Genomic DNA, 17086 nt, shown 5'->3' with positions numbered 1-17086 from the left:
CTCGATCCCTCCGCAAAGCAGCCCCGAACCCCGTTGTCGGGAACGACTGGCGCGGAAGACTGCACGGAGGGTCGCGGTGGGCGTTATCGAGATCCGGCAATATTTTGCTGGACAGCGCCTATGGCCGTGCCAGTCTGGCGTGGTTCTGGCTGGCTGTCGGGTGGTGAATTTCGACGTGTCGTCATGCCCTTAGGCACAACTCTTCCGACTCTGGACTCGGCTGCCGGCCTGTTTCAGGCCAGCAGCACCGATGTCGACGAGCATTGCGCTTCGCTCGGTCGCTGGCGGCTCAGCTACGACCAGATCAGCGCCGGAGCCTTCAGGGGCAGCTTCACCCAACTCTCCCTGCCCCGGCTCGAAGTCTTCCGCGAGATCACCAGCCAGCAGGTCCGCCAATACGGCCAGTTAGGGGCCGACAGCTTCGGCATCGGTCTGCCCTGGCACAGTGACGGCGAGGTCAATTGCAACGGCGCCAGCGTTGCAGGTGCCCAGGTCATCGCCTGCGTCGACGCCGAGGTCGATATGTGCACGCCAAAGTCCTTCGAGCTGCGCGGTGTTGTCGCCAGCGCGGCGCTGATCGAGGAGCTTGCGGCCCGGCTCGATATCGAGCTGCCGCGCGCAGTCTGGCACCAGTTGCGGGTGATCGAGATGGCGCAGGCACCGGTCGCGCGATTGCGCGCTCACCTTGCCGCGATCCACGAGACCATCTCGACTGCCCCCGAGCGGTTCGACGATCCGGCCGTCGGGCAGGCGCTGGAAGACGCCCTTCTCGTCGAGATCATGGACATGCTGCCGACCGCACGCCCCAGCGATCCCGGCCGCAGCGCCGCGGCGCGCAAGCGCACTGTTGATCGTGCGCGGGCGATGATGCATGGCAGCGGCGAGCGCACGCTCTCGCTGCTGGAGGTCTGCAAGGCGGTCGGCGCCAGCCCGCGCAAGCTCGGCTATTGCTTCCAGGAAGTCGTGGGCACCAGCCCGATGCATTATTGGCGGGCGATGCGGCTCAACCGCGTGCGCCGTGACCTCAAGCGCGCCAGCGGCATCGAGACCTCCGTCTACGACGTCGCCGTGCAGCACGGCTTCTGGCACTTCAGCCAGTTCTCGCTCGACTACAAGCGCCACTTCGCCGAGCTGCCCTCGCAGACACTGCGACGCGCCAGGCTAGCGGCCTGACGCGCCCGCTCGCCCTACCAGGTCGGCAGATAGGTGCCCTTGAAGCGCTTCTCCAAAAATTCCTTCACCGGCGCGGAGTGATAGGCCTCGATCAGCGGCTTCACCCAAGGCTTGTCCTTGTCCTCTTCGCGAACGGCGAGGATGTTCACCCAGGGGCCGTCGGGATTCTCGCGGGCGATCGCATCGGTCGCCGGATTGAGGCCGGCCTGCACCGCGTAATTGTTGTTGATGGAGACGACGTCGACGTCCTGCAGCGCGCGCGGCAGCTGGGCGGCATCGAGCTCGACGAAGCGAAGCTTCTTCGGATTGTCGGTGATATCAGCGATGGTCAAGGAGACGTTGTTCGGGTCCTTCAATTTGATCACGCCGTGCAGCGCCAAGATCATCAGGCCGCGCGCGCCGTTGGAGGGATCGTTGGCGATCGCGACACGGGCACCCTCCGGCAGGTCGGCGAGATTCTTGTATTTCTGCGAGTAGACGCCCTGCGGCGAGCCGATCGTGTTGGCGACCTTGACGATCTTCCAGCCGGTCTTGGCGATCTGGTTCTTCAGATACGGCTCATGCTGGAACGAATTGGCCTCGAGATCCTTCAGGGCCAGCGCCTGGTTCGGGATCACATAGTCCGTGAACTCGACCACCTTGATGTCGAGGCCGCGCTCGGCGCCGACCTTCTTCACGACGTCGATGATCTCGGCATGGGGACCGGCGGTGACGCCGACGCGGATGGTTTCGGCTGTCGCCGTGGTCGCAAGCAAGGCTGCAGCCGCAAGGGTTGCGAGAAAGCGCATTGAAGTCTCCAGTTTGGGGATGGTGGTATCAGTGATGCCGCAACCGGCGGTTGACCCGCCGCGCCAGATAATCGCCCGCGCTCTGGACGAGCTGCACCAACGCGATCAGCACGACCACGACGGCCAGCATCATCTCCGGCATGAAGCGCTGATAGCCGTAGCGGATGCCGAGATCGCCAAGGCCGCCGCCGCCGACCGCACCGACCATCGCGGAGTAGCCGAGCAGGCTGACCACTGCGAGCGTCAGTGCCAGCAACAGGCCCGGCAGCGCCTCGGGGATCAGCACCTTGAACACGATCTGAAGCGGCGAGGCGCCGAACGAGGACGCCGTCTCGATCAGGCCGCCATCGACCTCGCGGATCGCAGCTTCGACCAGACGCGCGATGAACGGTGCCGACGCGATCGTCAGCGGCACGATCGCCGCGGTCGAACCGATCGAGGTGCCCGCGACAAACCGGGTGAACGGGATGATGGCCACGACCAGGATGATGAAGGGCGTCGAGCGCGTCGCGTTGACGACGATGCCGAGCGCGCGGTTGACGAGTGGGGCCGCGAACAGCTCGCCCTTCCGGCTGGTCGCGAGGAAGACGCCGAGCGGCAGGCCGAAGACTGTGCCGAGCAGCGCCGCGATGCCGACCATGTACAGGCTCTCGAAGGTAGCCTGGATGATCAAATTGATGAGTTCAGGCGACATAGCCGAGATGCTCCGCCGGGAATTGATATTGAGACAACCAGGCAAGGACCCGCGCCTGCGCGTCCTCGCGGCCGGGAATGCCGAGAACGAGCGAGCCGACATGCTGGCCGCCGATCTCGTCGACGCGCGCCGATAGCAGCGCGACGTCGAGGCCGAGCTCGCGAGCGAGCCGCGCCACCACGGTGTCGCCGGCCCCTGCCCCGCGGACCTCGACGCGGATCACGGCCTGCCCGCCAACGGGCGGCTCGGCCACGATCCGGCTCGCCAGCGAGACCGGCAGGCTGTCGCCGATAACTTCCGCGAGGAAGGACTGCGTGATCGGATGTTTTGGATGGGTGAAGATGTCGGCGACATGGCCGCTCTCGACCACGTGGCCGGCGTCGAGCACGACCACTTCCTTGGCGAGCTGGCGTACCACGGACATTTCGTGGGTGATCAGCACGATGGTCACGCCCAGCTCGCGGTTGATGTTGGCGAGCAGATCGAGGATCGCGCGCGTCGTCTGCGGATCGAGCGCTGACGTCGCCTCGTCCGACAAGAGCACGCTCGGCCGCGTCGCCAGCGCGCGGGCAATGCCGACGCGCTGCTTCTGGCCGCCGGAGAGTTCTGAGGGATAACGGTCGTGCTTGTCGGCGATGCCGACGAGCGCGAGCAGCTCGGTGACGCGGGCCTTGATGTCGGCCTTAGACCAGCCGGCGATCTCGAGCGGCAGCGCGATGTTGTCGGCGGCGGTGCGCGACGACAGCAGGTTGAAGTGCTGGAAGATCATGCCGATCGAGCGCTGCGCCAGCCGCAGCTCGCGGCCGGCGAGCGCCGAGATATCGCGGCCGTCGACGACGACGCGTCCCGTGGTCGGCTTCTCCAGCCCGTTGATGAGCCGGACCAGGCTCGACTTGCCGGCGCCGGAGCGGCCGATCACGCCGGTGATGGAACCGCGCGGGATTGCGAAATCGATATTTTGCAGCGCGTTGACGCCGGGCTTGCCGCGATAGGCCGGATAGGTTTTCGAGATGCCGGCGAAGCGAACCATCGCGTCCGGCTCGGCTGCGGCAGGTGAAATCGCTTCAAGCGGCGCAATCGGCTGTCCGATGGCGAGCGATTGGTGAGCGTTCATGGAGACGGCCTTCATGCACAATAGTTCTCTCGCTCACCCGAAAAGGCAAACGAAAGCCGGGTCGCATCAGCGACTGGAGATGGAACAGCAGCAAACGCCTCTGAGGGCAACGCGCTGCACCGCAGCACGCACCATCGCCTTTTCCAGTCTTTCTTGCAATTTCAGATATTTGCGAGGAGATGGACGAAGATTCCCCAATCCCTCGCCGGAGAAGAATATTCCTTCGCCGAGGGTATCAGCCTCCCGCCCGGGCTCATCCCATCTGCAACCAGGGCAGCACGATCAGCAGAAGACCTGCGAAATAGAGCAGCCCGAAGAGCAGGCCAAAACCCCAGAACTGGCCCTTCCCGATGTAGCCGCTGCCGAAATACATCGGCGCCGGTCCCGTCGCGTAAGGCGAGATCACGCCCATCAGGCCGAGCGAGTACATGCAGAGCATGGCGAGGGTCGTGACCGGCAGACCGGGAATGCCCGATCCGACCGCGAGCACGACGGGCAGCACGGCGGCGGCATGCGAGGTGATGCTCGAGAAGAAATAGTGGATCCAGAAGAACAGCGCGACCAGCAGCAGCATCGCGGTCGACGGCGATAGCCCGGCGAGCGGCTTTGCGTACTCGGTTGCGAACCATTTGATGAAGCCGATCTCGTTGAGGCCGGAGGCCAGCGTCAACAGCGAGGTGAAATAGAAGAACACTTCCCAGGCGCTCTTCTCGCTGACGATGTCGGCAAACTCGATCACACCGGTCACCAGCATCAGGGAGATCACGATGAACACGACCGTGGTGGCATTGACGAAGTTCGAGCCGAGCACGGGCACGTGGATGTCCGGGCTGGAGCCCGCGATCCACAGGAACATCGCGAGCACGATCAGGCCGAGCATGATCCACTCGTTGCGCGACATCGGGCCCATCTCGGCAAGTTCCTTCGCCGCCCATTCGGAGATTTCCGGGCTGCGCTTCACCTCGGGACGGCAGACCAAATAACTGAGCAGCGGCACCAGCACCATCAGCAGGATGCCGAGCGGCGCGAAGCCGAGAAACCACTGGCCCCAGCTGACCTCGACCCCGACGGTCTTCTTGGCGATCGCCAGTGCCGCCGCGTTGGGCGCGAGCGCGGTGAAGAACAGCGAGCTCGTGACGGCGGTCGCGGCAAAGGCCGTCCACATCACGTAAGTGCCGATCCTGCCGGCGGTCGGCCCCGGCTCGGAGCCATAGATGCGCGGGATGTTGCTGATGATGGGATAGACGATGCCGCCGCTGCGCGCGGTGTTCGACGGCGTCGCCGGCGCAAGCAGGAAATCCGACATTGCGACCGCATAGCCAAGGCCGAGCGTGTTGCGGCCAAGCCGCTGCACCAGCACCAATGCAATGCGCCGGCCAAGCTGGCTCTTGCGATAGCCGATCGAGAACACGAAAGCGCCGACGATCAACCAGACCGTGCTCTCGGCAAAGCCTGCCAGCATCCAGCGCAGCGACTTGGTCGGATCAGGGTCGATATAGCCACTGATGCCGGCGACCGTGAGTCCGATCAGGCCGACCGCGCCGACCGGCATCGATTCCAGGATGAGCCCGGTGATGACGGCCGCGAACACGGCGAAATAGTGCCACTGATTGACGTTGAGCCCTGCAGGCACCGGCCACAGATAGATCACCAGCCACACCACGAGCGGCGCGACCAGTTTCCAGCGAAACCCTTTCGCCTCTGGCGCCTGCGAGCTAGCAGTCATGGGCCCTCCCCCTCGATCGTCGTCGCCTGTGCGGCCCGTGGGCGAGCCTGCTCTTGTCCCTGCGCCGCGTATACGAACTGTCGGTTGTGCGATCAATGGCCTGGCATCAATCTATTGCCCCTTGAAGCGCGGCTTGCGGCGGCCCAGGAACGCGTCGACGCCCTCCTTGTGATCCTCGCTGAAGCTGGCGAGCGCGAACTGGTCGACGTCCATGTGGCTGGCGAGATCGTCCAGCGCATGCGCGAGCCGGTTGACGGTCAGCTTCGTCATCGCGACCGAGAGCGGCGGCTGCGCGGCGACCTTGCGGGCGAGATCCATCGCTGCCTCGAAGGCATGGCCGGGATCGACCACCTGCTCGACCAGGCGCCATTCATGGGCTTCATCGGCCGAGATGCGTTGATCGGCCAGGATCACCGCCTGCTTGGTGCGGGCGGGGCCCATCAGATGCAGCATGCGCGGGATGCTCTGCCAGCTCATGTTCATGCCGAGCCCGATTTCGGGCACGCGCAGATGCGCATCGCGGCCCATGATGCGGAAGTCGAGCGCGACGGCGAGGGCCACACCACCGCCGACGCAAAACCCCTCGATCGCCGCGATCGTGATCTGCTCCATCTCCTGCCAGGCGTGCGTCAGGCGCGGTCCCAGCTTGAGGTGCCGCCGCAGAGTGCCGAGATCCATCTCCTTGCGCGAGCGTCCCTCGGCATCCTTGAGGTCGAACCCAGCGCTGAACGCGCCCGAGCTGCCGGTCAACACGACGACCGACGTCGCGGAATCGTCCTCGAAGCTGCGGGCCGTCGCGGTCAGCTGCCGCAGTGCCTCGGGCGACAGGGCGTTGATGCCGTCGCCCCGATCGAAACGCACCACCGCAATCCGTCCCTCGGGCCCGAGGCCCTTTTCGATCTTCACGTACTCTGCCAACGCAACCTCCCGGTTCTTGTTCTTGGTAGTTCACAAATGCCCGGTGCGATGGTGCTCGGGCTCGCTGCCCTTGACCGGAAACCGGATGGTGGTGCCGACGGTGATCCAGTTGGCGTTCTCGCCGGTGATGTTGCGCCCGTAGATCACGTCGACGGAGAATATCTCGTTCGGCCGGTAGCGTAGCCCGGTCTGCAACCGCGGCTGCACGACGCTCGCGATTTCGGATGCGCCGGCCTGCCCATAGGCCTCGATCGTCCACTGCAACGTGTCGGTGAACTTCCAGTCGAAGCCGATGCCGTAGGTCAGATAGTGGCGATCGACGGTGCGATCCCAGAGCCAGCCGCCATTCACGTTGATGCGCATCGTCTCCGACAGGCGGAAGGTCGCGGGGATGACCGCAAAGGCGGACAGCGCCTCGCCGGTCGTCACGTCGAACGATCCGCCGCCATAGGCCGATAGTCCCCACCGGCCGACCCCGGTCGGGACGAAATTCGTCTTGGCTTTCGGAGCGACAGTGGTGCTCCAGTCGCCGTCGCTTCTGGCCCGGATGGTCTGCAGGCTCAGCTCGACCGGCCTGAAGGGATCGACCACGCAGGAGGGATTGGCGACGGCCGCGACATCGGTGTTGGACGCCATCGACAGCCAGCTTTCGACCTTGCAGGAGCCGACCTCCGAAATGTCGGCGGCATCCACCGCATAGGCGCCATTCGCGGCGCGCGCATCCTGCGCCGCAAGTGCGACAAGAGCCGCGATTGCGGCGGCTATTCCAGTTTTTTCAGCCCATCCCATGGAGTGATGTTAGCAGAGTCTTCGCCTCGACAAGGCCCGGATTCTGGGACTATCTTCGCGCCATGAGCGATCATCACCACGACCACGATCACGACCATTCCGAGCTGTCGGACACCGAGCTGCGCGTGCGCGCGCTCGAGACGATCCTGACCGAGAAAGGCTATGTCGAGCCCGCCGCGCTCGATGCCATCATCCAGGCCTATGAGACCAAGATCGGCCCGCACAACGGCGCCCGCGTGGTCGCCAAGGCCTGGACCGATCCGGCGTTCAAGCGGGCGCTGCTGGAGGACGGCTCCAAAGCGATCGGCACGCTCGGCCATGTCAGCCGCGTCGGCGATCATCTCGTCGTGGTCGAGAACACGCCCACGCGTCACAACATGGTCGTGTGCACACTGTGCTCCTGCTACCCCTGGGAGATGCTGGGACTGCCGCCGGTCTGGTACAAGGCCGCGCCCTACCGCTCGCGCGCCGTGAAGGATCCGCGCGGCGTGCTCGCCGATTTCGACGTCACCCTGCCGAAGGACATGGAGATCCGGGTGTGGGATTCGACCGCCGAGACGCGCTTCCTGGTGCTGCCGATGCGGCCCGAAGGCACCGAGGGCTGGAGCGAGGAGCAGCTCTCCGAGCTCGTCACGCGCGATTCCATGATCGGGACCGGTTTCCCCAAAGCGCCGGGAGCGCCGTCATGAACGGCGTGCACGACATGGGCGGCATGGACGGGTTCGGCAAGGTCGAGCCCGAGCCCAACGAGCCGGTGTTCCATGCAGAATGGGAATCCCGCGTGCTGGCGATGGTGCGTGCAATGGGCGCGGCCGGCGCCTTCAACATCGACACCTCGCGTTTCTATCGCGAGACGATTCCGCCGCACGTCTATCTGTCGAGCTCCTACTACAAGAAGTGGTTTCTCGGGCTCGAGGAGATGCTGATCGAGAAGGGCTACCTCACCCGCGAGGAAGTCGCCGCCGGTCACGCGATGCAGCCTGCCAAGGCGCTCAAGCACGGCAAGTTCGATCTCACTCAGGTCGAGCGCATCATGGTGCGCGGCAAGTTCGCCCGCCCTGCCCCTGCACCGGCGAAATTCAACATCGGCGATCGCGTGCGGGCGAAGAACATCCATCCGGCCACGCACACGCGGCTGCCGCGCTATGTGCGCGGCCATGTCGGCGTCGTCGAATTGAACCACGGCTGCCACGTGTTTCCGGATTCGGCGGCGATGGAGCTCGGCGAGAATCCGCAATGGCTCTACACCGTCGTGTTCGAAGGCCGCGATCTCTGGGGCGAGGATGGTGATCCCACCCTGAAGGTCTCGATCGACGCATTCGAGCCGTATCTGGACCCGGCGTCATGAGTGGTACCGCTGCTGCCGCAGCCACCGCGGCGATACCCAGCATTCCCCGCGATGACGACGGCCCGGTGTTCCGCGCGCCCTGGGAGGCGCATGCGTTCGCGATGGCGCTGAGCCTGCACGAGCGCGGCGTATTCACCTGGCCGGAATGGGCAGCAAGCCTCGCCTCCGAGATCAAGCGCGCGCAGGCTGCCGGCGATCCAGATACAGGCGAAACCTACTACCTGCACTGGCTCGCCACGCTGGAGGGTTTGGTTGCGCGCAAGGGTGTTGCGTCATTGGAGACGCTGCACCGCTACCGCGACGCCTGGGACCACGCCGCCGATCGCACGCCGCATGGCAAGCCGATCGAGCTGCGGCCGGAGGATTTCGGGTAGCTCTGGCAACGCCCGTTATTACGGAGCTCGTGTCCCGGACAAGCTGCGACGCGTAAGCGTCGCGGCGCAGAGCCGGGACCCAGAAAGCCACACAGCACCTTGCAGAGACTTGGGCCCCGGCTCTGCAGCGCACCGCTGAAGAGGCGCTGCGCTGCGTCCGGGGCACGAGAGCGGCGCAGTGAGCATCAGCGCCCCGCCACGAACTCCCGCCACCCCTTCGCCCGCAGGCTGCACGCCGGGCACTCGCCGCAGCCATAGCCCCAATCGTGCTGCGCGCCGCGTTCGCCGAGATAGCAGGTGTGGGAGTGCTCGCGGATCAGGTCGACCAGGCCGTCGCCGCCGAGATCCTGCGCCAGCTTCCACGTCGCGGCCTTGTCGATCCACATCAGCGGCGTGTGCAGCTCGAACTTTCGCGCCATGCCGAGCGAGAGCGCGGCCTGCATGGCGCGGATAGTCTCGTCGCGGCAATCTGGATAGCCCGAATAGTCGGTCTCGCACATGCCGCCGACGATATGCGTGACGCCGCGCCGGTAGGCCAGCGCCGCGGCAAAGGTCAAAAACACCAGGTTGCGGCCGGGCACGAACGTATTCGGAAGGCCGTCGGCGCCCATCGCGATCGCGACATCGCGCGTCAGCGCGGTCTCGGACATTTCGGCCAGCGTCGGGATCGACAGCGTATGGCTCTCGCCGAGTTTTGCCGCCCAATCGGCGCGCAAGCCCTTGATGCCGTCGAACAGTCGGTCGCGGCAAGCGAGCTCGATGGCATGACGCTGGCCGTACTCGAACCCCAGCGTCTCCACTCGCGCAAAGCGGCTCAGCGCCCAGGCGAGGCAGGTGGTGGAATCCTGGCCGCCGGAAAACAGTACCAGCGCGGTTTGCGATGAAAATGCGTCACTCATGGTCCGCGCTTTAGCATTGCGGGCGCGGCCCGCCAATCGGTGGAAATCGGCACGTTCCGGCCCGCCGCGCTGGGAACGGCGGGCCGCTTTTGGCATAAGGTTTTGGAGTAAGGAGAGCGCCCCGCCATGACCCCTTCCCGCGACATTTCCCGCCTGATCGAGATCATGGCGGCGCTGCGCACGCCGGTCACCGGCTGCCCCTGGGATCTCGAACAGGATTTTGCGACGATCGCGCCCTACACGATCGAGGAAGCCTATGAGGTGGTCGAGGCCATCAGCCGCGGCGATCTCGACGATCTCAGAGAAGAGCTCGGCGATCTCCTGCTCCAGGTGGTGTTTCACGCCCAGATGGCCTCCGAGCAGAATGCCTTTGCCTTTGGCGATGTCGTCGAGGCCATCACGCGAAAGATGATCCGCCGCCACCCCCACGTCTTCGCCGACAAGGACGGCAATCTCGCCTCCTCCCATGTCAAGGAAGTCTGGGACCGCATCAAGGCCGAGGAGAAGGCCGAGCGCGCCGCGCGCCGGCCGCTGGAAGAAGCGCCGGCGCACACATCGCTGCTGTCGGGGGTGAAGGCCGGTCAGCCCGCATTGACGCGCGCCATGGAGCTGCAGCGCAAGGCCTCCACCGTCGGCTTCGACTGGAACGACCCGCGCGCGGTGCTGCAAAAGATCCGCGAGGAAGCCGATGAGATCGAGGCCGCGCTCGACCGCGACGACAAGCAGGAGATTGCGGAAGAGACCGGCGATCTGATGTTCGCCCTCGTCAACCTCGCCCGCCATGTCGATGCCGATCCGGAAGCCGCGTTGCGTGCAACCAACGCAAAATTCGAGCGGCGCTTTGCCTACATCGAACGGTCGCTGGCAGCGCAGGGACGCACGCTGGAGCAGGCCTCGCTGGCGGAGATGGACGCGCTGTGGAATGCGGCCAAGACCGCCACCTGACACAAGGGGACGACGTGGATATCAGGCAGGACGATCCGACGGCGCCCTATGTCGCCGACTTGCTGGCGCATCATCTGGAAGAGCTCCGCAGCGTCATGGGCGAGCATGCGCAGGCGCTGGACGCGAGCAGTCTTTCGGCCTCATCCGTGACGTTCTGGACCGCCTGGCACAATGGTGCGTTGGCCGGGTTCGGCGCCCTCAAGCAACTCGATGACACCCATGGCGAAGTGAAGTCGATGCGGGCCGCGCCCACTGCGCGGCGAACCGGAGTCGGGCGAGCCATTCTGGACCACATCGTTGCTGAAGCCCGCAAGCGCGGTTATGCGCGTCTCAGCCTGGAGACCGGCACTGCGCCGCTGCACGCCCCCGCGATCTCGCTCTACCGCAGCGTCGGCTTCATATCTTGTGCGCCGTTCGCCGATTATCAGGCGAGCCCGCACAACCAGTTCATGAGCCTCGATCTGTCGAGGTGATCTTCTCAGGCAGCAGCGCCTAGGCCGAGAGGCGCGGCACGGCGTCGAACCTGTTCACCACGATATCCCGCTTGGTCTCGTCGACCCGTACGGTCATGTCGAAGCGGCCGTCGTGCAGCTCCTTGGCCAGCACCTCGGCATTGCGGTGCAGCCAGCTGATGCCGGCGCCGTCGGCGGCGTCGATGGAGAGGTCGAGCGTGGTGCGCTTGGCCGCTAACCGCTCCTCGATCGCGGCAAGCAGGGCGTCGACCCCCTCGCCTGACACAGCCGAGACCAGCATCGCCGGATGATCCTCCGGCCGGCGCGCGGCGATGTTCAAAAGCTCTTCGCGCTGCTCGGAATCGTAGCGGTCGATCTTGTTCCAGACCTCGATGATGCGGCCTGAATCGTCCGGGTTGATGCCGAGCTGGCGCAGCACAGCGTCGACGTCGCTCTGCTGGGCCTCGGCATCTTCATGGGATATGTCGCGCACATGCAGGATGACGTCGGCTTCGAGCACCTCCTCCAGCGTGGCGCGGAAGGCGGCGACGAGTTGCGTCGGCAGGTTGGAGATGAAGCCGACGGTGTCCGACAGCATCGCCTTGCCCCCATGCGGCAGGTTGAGGGCGCGCAAGGTCGGATCGAGTGTCGCGAAAAGCATATCCGCCGCCTGCACGTCGGCGCGCGTCAGGCGGTTGAACAGCGTCGACTTGCCGGCATTGGTGTAGCCGACCAGCGCGACAACGCGATACGGCACGCGCTGGCGGCCGGCACGATGCAGCCGCCGCGTTGCCTGCACCTTCTTCAGCTCGCCTTCGAGCTTGGAGATGCGCTCCTGGATCAGGCGTCGGTCGGCTTCGATCTGCGTCTCACCGGGACCGCCCATGAAGCCGAAGCCGCCGCGCTGGCGCTCCAGATGGGTCCACGAGCGCACCAGCCGCGAGCGCTGGTAGTTGAGATGCGCGAGCTCGACCTGGAGCGAGCCTTCCTTGGTCTTGGCGCGGCGGCCGAAGATTTCCAGGATCAGCCCGGTGCGGTCGAGCACCTTGGCCTGCAATTCCTTCTCGAGGTTGCGCTGCTGGATCGGCGCCAGCGCGCAATCCATCACCACGAGCTCGACGTCGAGGCTCTTGGCCAGCGCGGCGATCTCCTCGACCTTGCCCTTGCCGATATAGGTCGCGGGCCTGATCTGGCTGATCGGCGCGATGATGGCGTCGGCGACGACGAGGTCGATCGCACGCGCGAGGCCGGCGGCTTCGTCGAGCCGGGCCTCGGCGTTGCGCTGGATATGAGTCTCCGATTGCGCGTCAGCACCGCCTGCGCGCACCCGCAAATAGGGGCCGATGACAAGCACCCGCCCCGTCTGCTTAGCCCCTGCCGCCCGCGGACGGTCGGCCTCCCCGTCGAAATTCCGGGGTTCCAATCAGATCACTCTCAAGCCGGCTGATCCTCGCCGCCTTCGAACAACTGGATCGGCGCACCCGGCATGATGGTCGAGATCGCATGCTTGTAGACGAGCTGCGAATGACCGTCGCGCCGAAGCAGCAAACAGAAATTGTCGAACCAGGTCACGATGCCCTGGAGCTTCACTCCGTTGACCAGAAAGATCGTCAGTGGCGTCTTGGTTTTGCGAACGTGATTAAGGAAGGTGTCCTGTAGGTTTTGTGCGCGGTCTGCCGCCATTGTTTTTTTCTCGCTTTGAGTTTCTTTTTATTGCGCCGGTTGCGGCCCTTCTTGTGGAGTTCGGGGCCTCTCCCGGTTGCAGTTCCTCATGAGATCCCCCTCGGAAGGAACAGCTGTGCGATTAGAGGACAGGTGGACCTATTAGGCAAGCCGCTTCACACGGCAGCGGGCGCCGTATTGCCCCGAAAAACTACGGAAATCGATGAAATTCCTCGCTTTGTTCATAAGAGGTCGCCGCAACGTCGCGGCGTTAGAATCTTGTTTCGACGGCGTTTTCCTTGCACAAAAGCGCGCTAGCCGACACCGAGCGCCTTCAACTTTCGATGCAGCGCCGACCGTTCCATGCCAACGAACTCGGCTGTACGAGAAATATTTCCTGAAAAACGGCTGATCTGTGCAATCAAATAGTCGCGCTCGAACACTTCGCGCGCCTCGCGCAGCGGCAGGCCCATGATGTGCTCGCCATTGTTGCTGGTCGGCATCGCCGGCACCATGGAGCCGACGTCCTGCGGCAACATGTCGGCCGTGATGATGACCTCTGGCCCACCGGCGGCGAGAATCATGACTCTTTCAACGTTGTTGCGGAGCTGGCGCACATTGCCCGGCCAGACGTGCGATTGCAGCACCGCCATCGCGTCCTGCCCGATCTGCCGCTTGGGCAGGCCGCTGCCGGCCGAGATCTGCTCCATGAAATAGTCGATCAATTCCGGGATGTCCTCGCGCCGCTCCGACAGCGCAGGCACGCGGATCGGCACCACCGAGAGCCGATGATAGAGGTCCTCGCGGAAATGGCCGGCCGCGATCTCCTCTTCGAGATTGCGCGCGGTCGACGAGATGATGCGCACATCGACCTGCACCTTGGCGGTGCCGCCGACGCGCTGGAACGACTGCTCGACCAGCACCCGCAGGATCTTGTTCTGGGTCTCGCGCGGCATGTCCGCGATCTCGTCGATGAACAGCGTGCCGCCATGGGCTTCCTCGAGCGCGCCGGGCTTGCGCGCCTGCTCGCCGTTGGACTGCTCGACGCCGAACAGCTCGTGCTCCATGCGGTCGGGCGTGATCGCGGCTGCGTTGATGACGACGAAGGGACCGTCGGCGCGGCCCGAGGCCGTGTGCAGCGTGCGCGCCGCCAGTTCCTTGCCGGCGCCGGCGGGGCCGACGATCAGGATGCGGCTGTTGGCCTTGGCCGCGCGCTCGATGGTCTGGCGCAGCTGGTTCATGCTCGGCGAGCGGCCGACGAGCTGGCTGGCGCTCGGCGCGAGCTGCTTCAGCTCCTTGACCTCGCGCTTCAGCCGCGAGTTCTCCAGCGCCCTCGTCGCGACCAGGATCAGCCGGTCGGCCTTGAACGGCTTCTCGATGAAGTCGTAGGCGCCGCGCTTGATCGCGGCGACCGCGGTCTCGATGTTGCCGTGGCCGGAGATCATCACGACCGGCAGGTCGGCATTGTCCTTCTTGACCTGCTCCAGCAGCTGCAAGCCGTCGAGCTTGGAGCCCTGCAGCCAGATGTCGAGGAACACCAGATGCGGCCGCCGGTTGGCGATCTCAGCCAGTGCGGAGTCGCTGTCGCGCGCGGTGCGCGTGACAAAACCCTCGTCCTCGAGAATGCCTGCGACGAGATCTCGAATATCGGCCTCATCATCGACAATCAGAATTTCACTTGCCATGGGTCGCGCCTGTCTTGTCAGATGCCTGTCGAGGCTTCGATTTTCGTTGAATCATTAGTCATTTCGGCCGGCTCTTTGGTTTCGGCCGCCGGCTCTTTTGTTTCCTGCGCCAGGTCCTTGACAGCAGCGCCGGCCTGCTCGCCGGTCGCTTCCTTGACCGCGGCGGCCGGGGTCTGCTCGGCTCCCTCGGCCTTCGCAGGTTGCCCGGAGATCGCAAAGCGCATCCGCATCCAGGCGCCGCGCTGGCCCTCGCGGAAGTCGGAAGCATCCTTCAGCTCGATGCGCCCGCCATGGTCTTCCAGCACGCGGCCGACGATCGCAAGGCCAAGGCCGGTGCCCTTGGCGCGCGTCGTCACATAGGGCTCGAGTAACCGCGAGCGCGCGACCTTGGGCAGGCCGATACCGTTGTCGATGACGTCGATCAGCACGTCCTCGCCCTGGCGCGACACGACGACGTCGATATGACCTTTGCCGAGCTCCTCCGGCGGGACCTGCTCGATCGCCTCGGTGGCGTTCTTGACGATGTTGGTGACCGCCTGCGAGATCAGCCGCCGGTCGAACTGGGCGCGGAGCGGATCATCCTTGAATTCGGCTTCGATGTCGATCTCGGGATGGGCGACCTTCATCAGGAACACGGCCTGCCGCACGGCGTCGGCGACGTCCTCACCCTCCATCACTGGCTTCGGCATCCGCGCGAAGCGCGAGAACTCGTCGACCATGCGCCTGATGTCGTCGACCTGGCGCACGATGGTATCGGTGCACTGCTCGAAGATCTGCTTGTCCTTGCCCTCGGTGATGTCCTTGCCGAACTTGCGGCGAATGCGCTCGGCCGAAAGCTGGATCGGCGTCAGCGGGTTCTTGATCTCGTGCGCGATGCGGCGCGCCACGTCGCCCCAGGCCGAGGTGCGCTGCGCCGAGACCAGCTCGGTGATGTCGTCGAGCGTGATGATGTAGCTGTCATGCGGCTGGTTCTTCTCGGCGCTGACGCGGACCGAGAGATTGCGCTCGGTGCCGTCGCGGGTGATCGTGATCTGGCCCTGCACCAGGCGCTGGCTCCCTTCCCGCGCCGCCGTCATCATCTCGTCAAGCTCGGGCAGCACCTCGGAGAGCGGATGACCGAGCGTTTCGGCCTCGGAGTGCCCGATCAGCTTCTCGGCCGAGCGGTTCAAAATGCCGACGCTGCCGGAGGTATCGACGCCGATGATGCCGGCGCTTGCGGAGGACAGCACCGCTTCGATGAAGCGGCGGCGGCTGTCGATCAGGTCGCTGGCGTTGACGAGCTCGTCGCGCTGGCTGCGCAACTCCTGCGTCATCTTGTTGAAGGTCTCGCCCAGCTGGGCGAGATCGCCTTCCGACTGGTGCACCGGCACCTGGACATGGAGGTCGCCGGTCGAGACCGTGTGGGCTGCGTTCATCAGCCGCCGGATCGGCGAGACCAGCGAATTGGCGAAGTTGAGACCGATCAGCACCGAGGCCATCAGAATGGTCAGCGCGATCACGGCGAACATCAGCGCGAAGGCAACCTGGATGCCGAGCCGGCGCGACTCGATCTGGGCGTATTCGGCGACGCTGACCTCGGTCTGCTTGAGCTGATTGACGACATTCGGATCAAGGGGACGGGCGACATAGAGGAAGGTGTCGCTGAAGGCCCGCAGCCGGATCACCGCGGCCACGAAGCTCGCATCGGGAAGGACCGCGATCTCGGGCTCGGACTCGTTGACGTTGCTGAGGAAGTCGGACGCGGGCGGCGAATAAGCGAGCCGCATGCCGGTGTCGGCGGATTCCAGGATGTTGGTGTTCTTGTCGATGATCATCGCGCCCGGCAGGTTGCGGGAACTGGCGCTGGCGCTCAGCATCTCCCGGAACGAGCGGCGATCCTGGTCATAGAGCGGCCGGGCATGCGCGATGTCGTTGGCCATGCCGAGAATGTCGCCGCGGATCAGCTGCGCATGGTCCTGCATATAGGCCCGCGCGATCGTCAGCGAATTCTGGATCACCTCCTTGGTCGGGCCGGAGAACAGCCGGTCGAGGCCGCGTTCGATGGTGACGTTGGCGACGACGGCGACCAGCACCGCCGGCAGCACCGCCACGATCGAGAACAGGCTGACGATCTGGACATGGAGCCGTGCGGCCGCCCTGCCGCGCCGCCGCGCCAGGATCAGCTGCCAGAGCTCGCGGACGATGATTCCGACCAGCAGCAGGATCGTGGCCGCGTTGATCAGGTAGATCGAGCGGACCACCGCCGGCGTCGGCTCGATCGTGGTCAGGCCGGTCAGGACCAGGAAGGTCAGGAAGGCCGAGAGCAGCGCCAGCGCCACGGCAAAGGGCGCCAGCCAGCGCCGCGCCGACCAACGCCGGGGCTCTTCCGCTGGGGCCGTGTCAAAGTGTGCGGCCGAGGTGTCTGCGCTGGTCATTCCGGCAATGGTGGTGCTGAAAACGGGTCCGCGATGGGCGGATACTGATGTATTCGTACCACATTGTTGCCGAATTGCGACAATTCCGCGGCGCCCTCGCCGCGA

Annotated in this window: 17 protein-coding genes; 6 read left to right on the top strand and 11 right to left on the bottom strand. The window is 65.1% G+C overall.

Annotation, left to right across the window (positions count from 1 at the left end; all coding sequences use genetic code 11):
* Positions 1 to 183: 183 nt before the first annotated feature.
* The gene (locus AABA84_RS15655; RefSeq protein WP_212249399.1) at positions 184 to 1173 is read left to right on the top strand and encodes a helix-turn-helix domain-containing protein; all 990 of its coding nucleotides are present in this window, start codon (positions 184 to 186) and stop codon (positions 1171 to 1173) included.
* A gap of 14 nt (positions 1174 to 1187) precedes the next feature.
* Here AABA84_RS15655 and AABA84_RS15650 read toward each other — a convergent pair whose 3' ends face one another.
* The 6 genes from AABA84_RS15650 to AABA84_RS15625 all read right to left on the bottom strand — a co-directional run bounded on the left by AABA84_RS15650 (position 1188) and on the right by AABA84_RS15625 (position 7202).
* Entirely contained in the window at positions 1188 to 1961 is a 774-nt protein-coding gene (locus tag AABA84_RS15650; protein ID WP_212249398.1) for a MetQ/NlpA family ABC transporter substrate-binding protein, read from the bottom strand.
* 28 nt (positions 1962 to 1989) lie between these two features.
* Positions 1990 to 2655 (bottom strand): methionine ABC transporter permease, encoded by a 666-nt coding sequence (locus AABA84_RS15645; RefSeq protein WP_212249397.1) that lies wholly within the window; start codon positions 2653 to 2655, stop codon positions 1990 to 1992.
* Positions 2645 to 3784: a methionine ABC transporter ATP-binding protein gene (locus AABA84_RS15640; RefSeq protein WP_338312454.1), complete on the bottom strand. Its 1140-nt coding sequence runs from the start codon at positions 3782 to 3784 to the stop codon at positions 2645 to 2647. Before AABA84_RS15640 ends, AABA84_RS15645 begins: the two co-directional genes overlap by 11 nt.
* A gap of 238 nt (positions 3785 to 4022) precedes the next feature.
* Positions 4023 to 5495, bottom strand: coding sequence for a DASS family sodium-coupled anion symporter (locus AABA84_RS15635; protein ID WP_212249395.1), 1473 nt, complete (start codon positions 5493 to 5495; stop codon positions 4023 to 4025).
* A gap of 111 nt (positions 5496 to 5606) precedes the next feature.
* A complete protein-coding gene (locus AABA84_RS15630) occupies positions 5607 to 6413 on the bottom strand; it encodes an enoyl-CoA hydratase/isomerase family protein (protein ID WP_212249394.1) in 807 nt (268 codons plus the stop codon).
* Positions 6414 to 6443: 30 nt separating this feature from the next.
* Positions 6444 to 7202, bottom strand: a complete 759-nt coding sequence (locus AABA84_RS15625) for a hypothetical protein (RefSeq protein WP_338312453.1) — start codon at positions 7200 to 7202, stop codon at positions 6444 to 6446.
* Between the two features lie 62 nt (positions 7203 to 7264).
* Between AABA84_RS15625 and nthA the strand changes: the two genes are divergently transcribed.
* From nthA to AABA84_RS15610, 3 genes are read left to right on the top strand one after another with little or no spacing between them, the layout of a single operon-like run.
* The gene (gene nthA, locus AABA84_RS15620) at positions 7265 to 7891 is read left to right on the top strand and encodes a nitrile hydratase subunit alpha (RefSeq protein WP_338312452.1); all 627 of its coding nucleotides are present in this window, start codon (positions 7265 to 7267) and stop codon (positions 7889 to 7891) included.
* Positions 7888 to 8550, top strand: a complete 663-nt coding sequence (gene nthB / locus AABA84_RS15615; RefSeq protein ID WP_338312451.1) for a nitrile hydratase subunit beta — start codon at positions 7888 to 7890, stop codon at positions 8548 to 8550. The genes nthA and nthB overlap by 4 nt, the downstream gene beginning before the upstream one ends.
* The gene (locus AABA84_RS15610; RefSeq protein WP_338309234.1) at positions 8547 to 8924 is read left to right on the top strand and encodes a nitrile hydratase accessory protein; all 378 of its coding nucleotides are present in this window, start codon (positions 8547 to 8549) and stop codon (positions 8922 to 8924) included. The genes nthB and AABA84_RS15610 overlap by 4 nt, the downstream gene beginning before the upstream one ends.
* 185 nt (positions 8925 to 9109) lie before the next feature.
* Here the strand turns inward: AABA84_RS15610 and queC are convergent, their stop codons facing one another.
* A complete protein-coding gene (gene queC / locus AABA84_RS15605; protein WP_338312450.1) occupies positions 9110 to 9823 on the bottom strand; it encodes a 7-cyano-7-deazaguanine synthase QueC in 714 nt (237 codons plus the stop codon).
* A 126-nt stretch (positions 9824 to 9949) separates the two neighbouring features.
* Between queC and mazG the strand changes: the two genes are divergently transcribed.
* Positions 9950 to 10768, top strand: a complete 819-nt coding sequence (gene mazG / locus AABA84_RS15600; protein WP_338312449.1) for a nucleoside triphosphate pyrophosphohydrolase — start codon at positions 9950 to 9952, stop codon at positions 10766 to 10768.
* 14 nt (positions 10769 to 10782) lie between these two features.
* Positions 10783 to 11241: a GNAT family N-acetyltransferase gene (locus tag AABA84_RS15595; protein WP_338312448.1), complete on the top strand. Its 459-nt coding sequence runs from the start codon at positions 10783 to 10785 to the stop codon at positions 11239 to 11241.
* Positions 11242 to 11260: 19 nt separating this feature from the next.
* On the opposite strand, the gene hflX is transcribed toward AABA84_RS15595, so the two are convergent.
* The 4 genes from hflX to AABA84_RS15575 form a co-directional block, all read right to left on the bottom strand.
* Complete coding sequence (gene hflX / locus AABA84_RS15590) at positions 11261 to 12643, bottom strand: GTPase HflX (RefSeq protein ID WP_338312447.1); 1383 nt, start codon at positions 12641 to 12643, stop codon at positions 11261 to 11263.
* An 11-nt stretch (positions 12644 to 12654) separates the two neighbouring features.
* Positions 12655 to 12903: an RNA chaperone Hfq gene (hfq, locus tag AABA84_RS15585; RefSeq protein ID WP_007591126.1), complete on the bottom strand. Its 249-nt coding sequence runs from the start codon at positions 12901 to 12903 to the stop codon at positions 12655 to 12657.
* 293 nt (positions 12904 to 13196) lie between these two features.
* Complete coding sequence (gene ntrX, locus AABA84_RS15580) at positions 13197 to 14567, bottom strand: nitrogen assimilation response regulator NtrX (protein ID WP_338309239.1); 1371 nt, start codon at positions 14565 to 14567, stop codon at positions 13197 to 13199.
* 17 nt (positions 14568 to 14584) lie between these two features.
* Positions 14585 to 16981: a sensor histidine kinase gene (locus AABA84_RS15575; protein WP_338312446.1), complete on the bottom strand. Its 2397-nt coding sequence runs from the start codon at positions 16979 to 16981 to the stop codon at positions 14585 to 14587.
* Between the last annotated feature and the right edge of the window lie 105 nt (positions 16982 to 17086).

The sequence above is a fragment of the Bradyrhizobium sp. TM239 genome (assembly GCF_036247985.1).
GTDB lineage: Bacteria > Pseudomonadota > Alphaproteobacteria > Rhizobiales > Xanthobacteraceae > Bradyrhizobium > Bradyrhizobium ottawaense.
This window is presented reverse-complemented; position numbering and strand designations above follow the sequence as displayed.

Bases quoted from the DNA above. Each gene is read 5' to 3' on its own strand.
- AABA84_RS15655 (WP_212249399.1), top strand. From the start codon at position 184: ATGCCCTTAGGCACAACTCTTCCGACTCTGGACTCGGCTGCCGGCCTG.
- AABA84_RS15650 (WP_212249398.1), bottom strand. From the start codon at position 1,961: ATGCGCTTTCTCGCAACCCTTGCGGCTGCAGCCTTGCTTGCGACCACG.
- AABA84_RS15645 (WP_212249397.1), bottom strand. From the start codon at position 2,655: ATGTCGCCTGAACTCATCAATTTGATCATCCAGGCTACCTTCGAGAGC.
- AABA84_RS15640 (WP_338312454.1), bottom strand. From the start codon at position 3,784: ATGAAGGCCGTCTCCATGAACGCTCACCAATCGCTCGCCATCGGACAG.
- AABA84_RS15635 (WP_212249395.1), bottom strand. From the start codon at position 5,495: ATGACTGCTAGCTCGCAGGCGCCAGAGGCGAAAGGGTTTCGCTGGAAA.
- AABA84_RS15625 (WP_338312453.1), bottom strand. From the start codon at position 7,202: ATGGGATGGGCTGAAAAAACTGGAATAGCCGCCGCAATCGCGGCTCTT.
- nthA (WP_338312452.1), top strand. From the start codon at position 7,265: ATGAGCGATCATCACCACGACCACGATCACGACCATTCCGAGCTGTCG.
- nthB (WP_338312451.1), top strand. From the start codon at position 7,888: ATGAACGGCGTGCACGACATGGGCGGCATGGACGGGTTCGGCAAGGTC.
- AABA84_RS15610 (WP_338309234.1), top strand. From the start codon at position 8,547: ATGAGTGGTACCGCTGCTGCCGCAGCCACCGCGGCGATACCCAGCATT.
- queC (WP_338312450.1), bottom strand. From the start codon at position 9,823: ATGAGTGACGCATTTTCATCGCAAACCGCGCTGGTACTGTTTTCCGGC.
- mazG (WP_338312449.1), top strand. From the start codon at position 9,950: ATGACCCCTTCCCGCGACATTTCCCGCCTGATCGAGATCATGGCGGCG.
- hfq (WP_007591126.1), bottom strand. From the start codon at position 12,903: ATGGCGGCAGACCGCGCACAAAACCTACAGGACACCTTCCTTAATCAC.
- ntrX (WP_338309239.1), bottom strand. From the start codon at position 14,567: ATGGCAAGTGAAATTCTGATTGTCGATGATGAGGCCGATATTCGAGAT.
- AABA84_RS15575 (WP_338312446.1), bottom strand. From the start codon at position 16,981: ATGACCAGCGCAGACACCTCGGCCGCACACTTTGACACGGCCCCAGCG.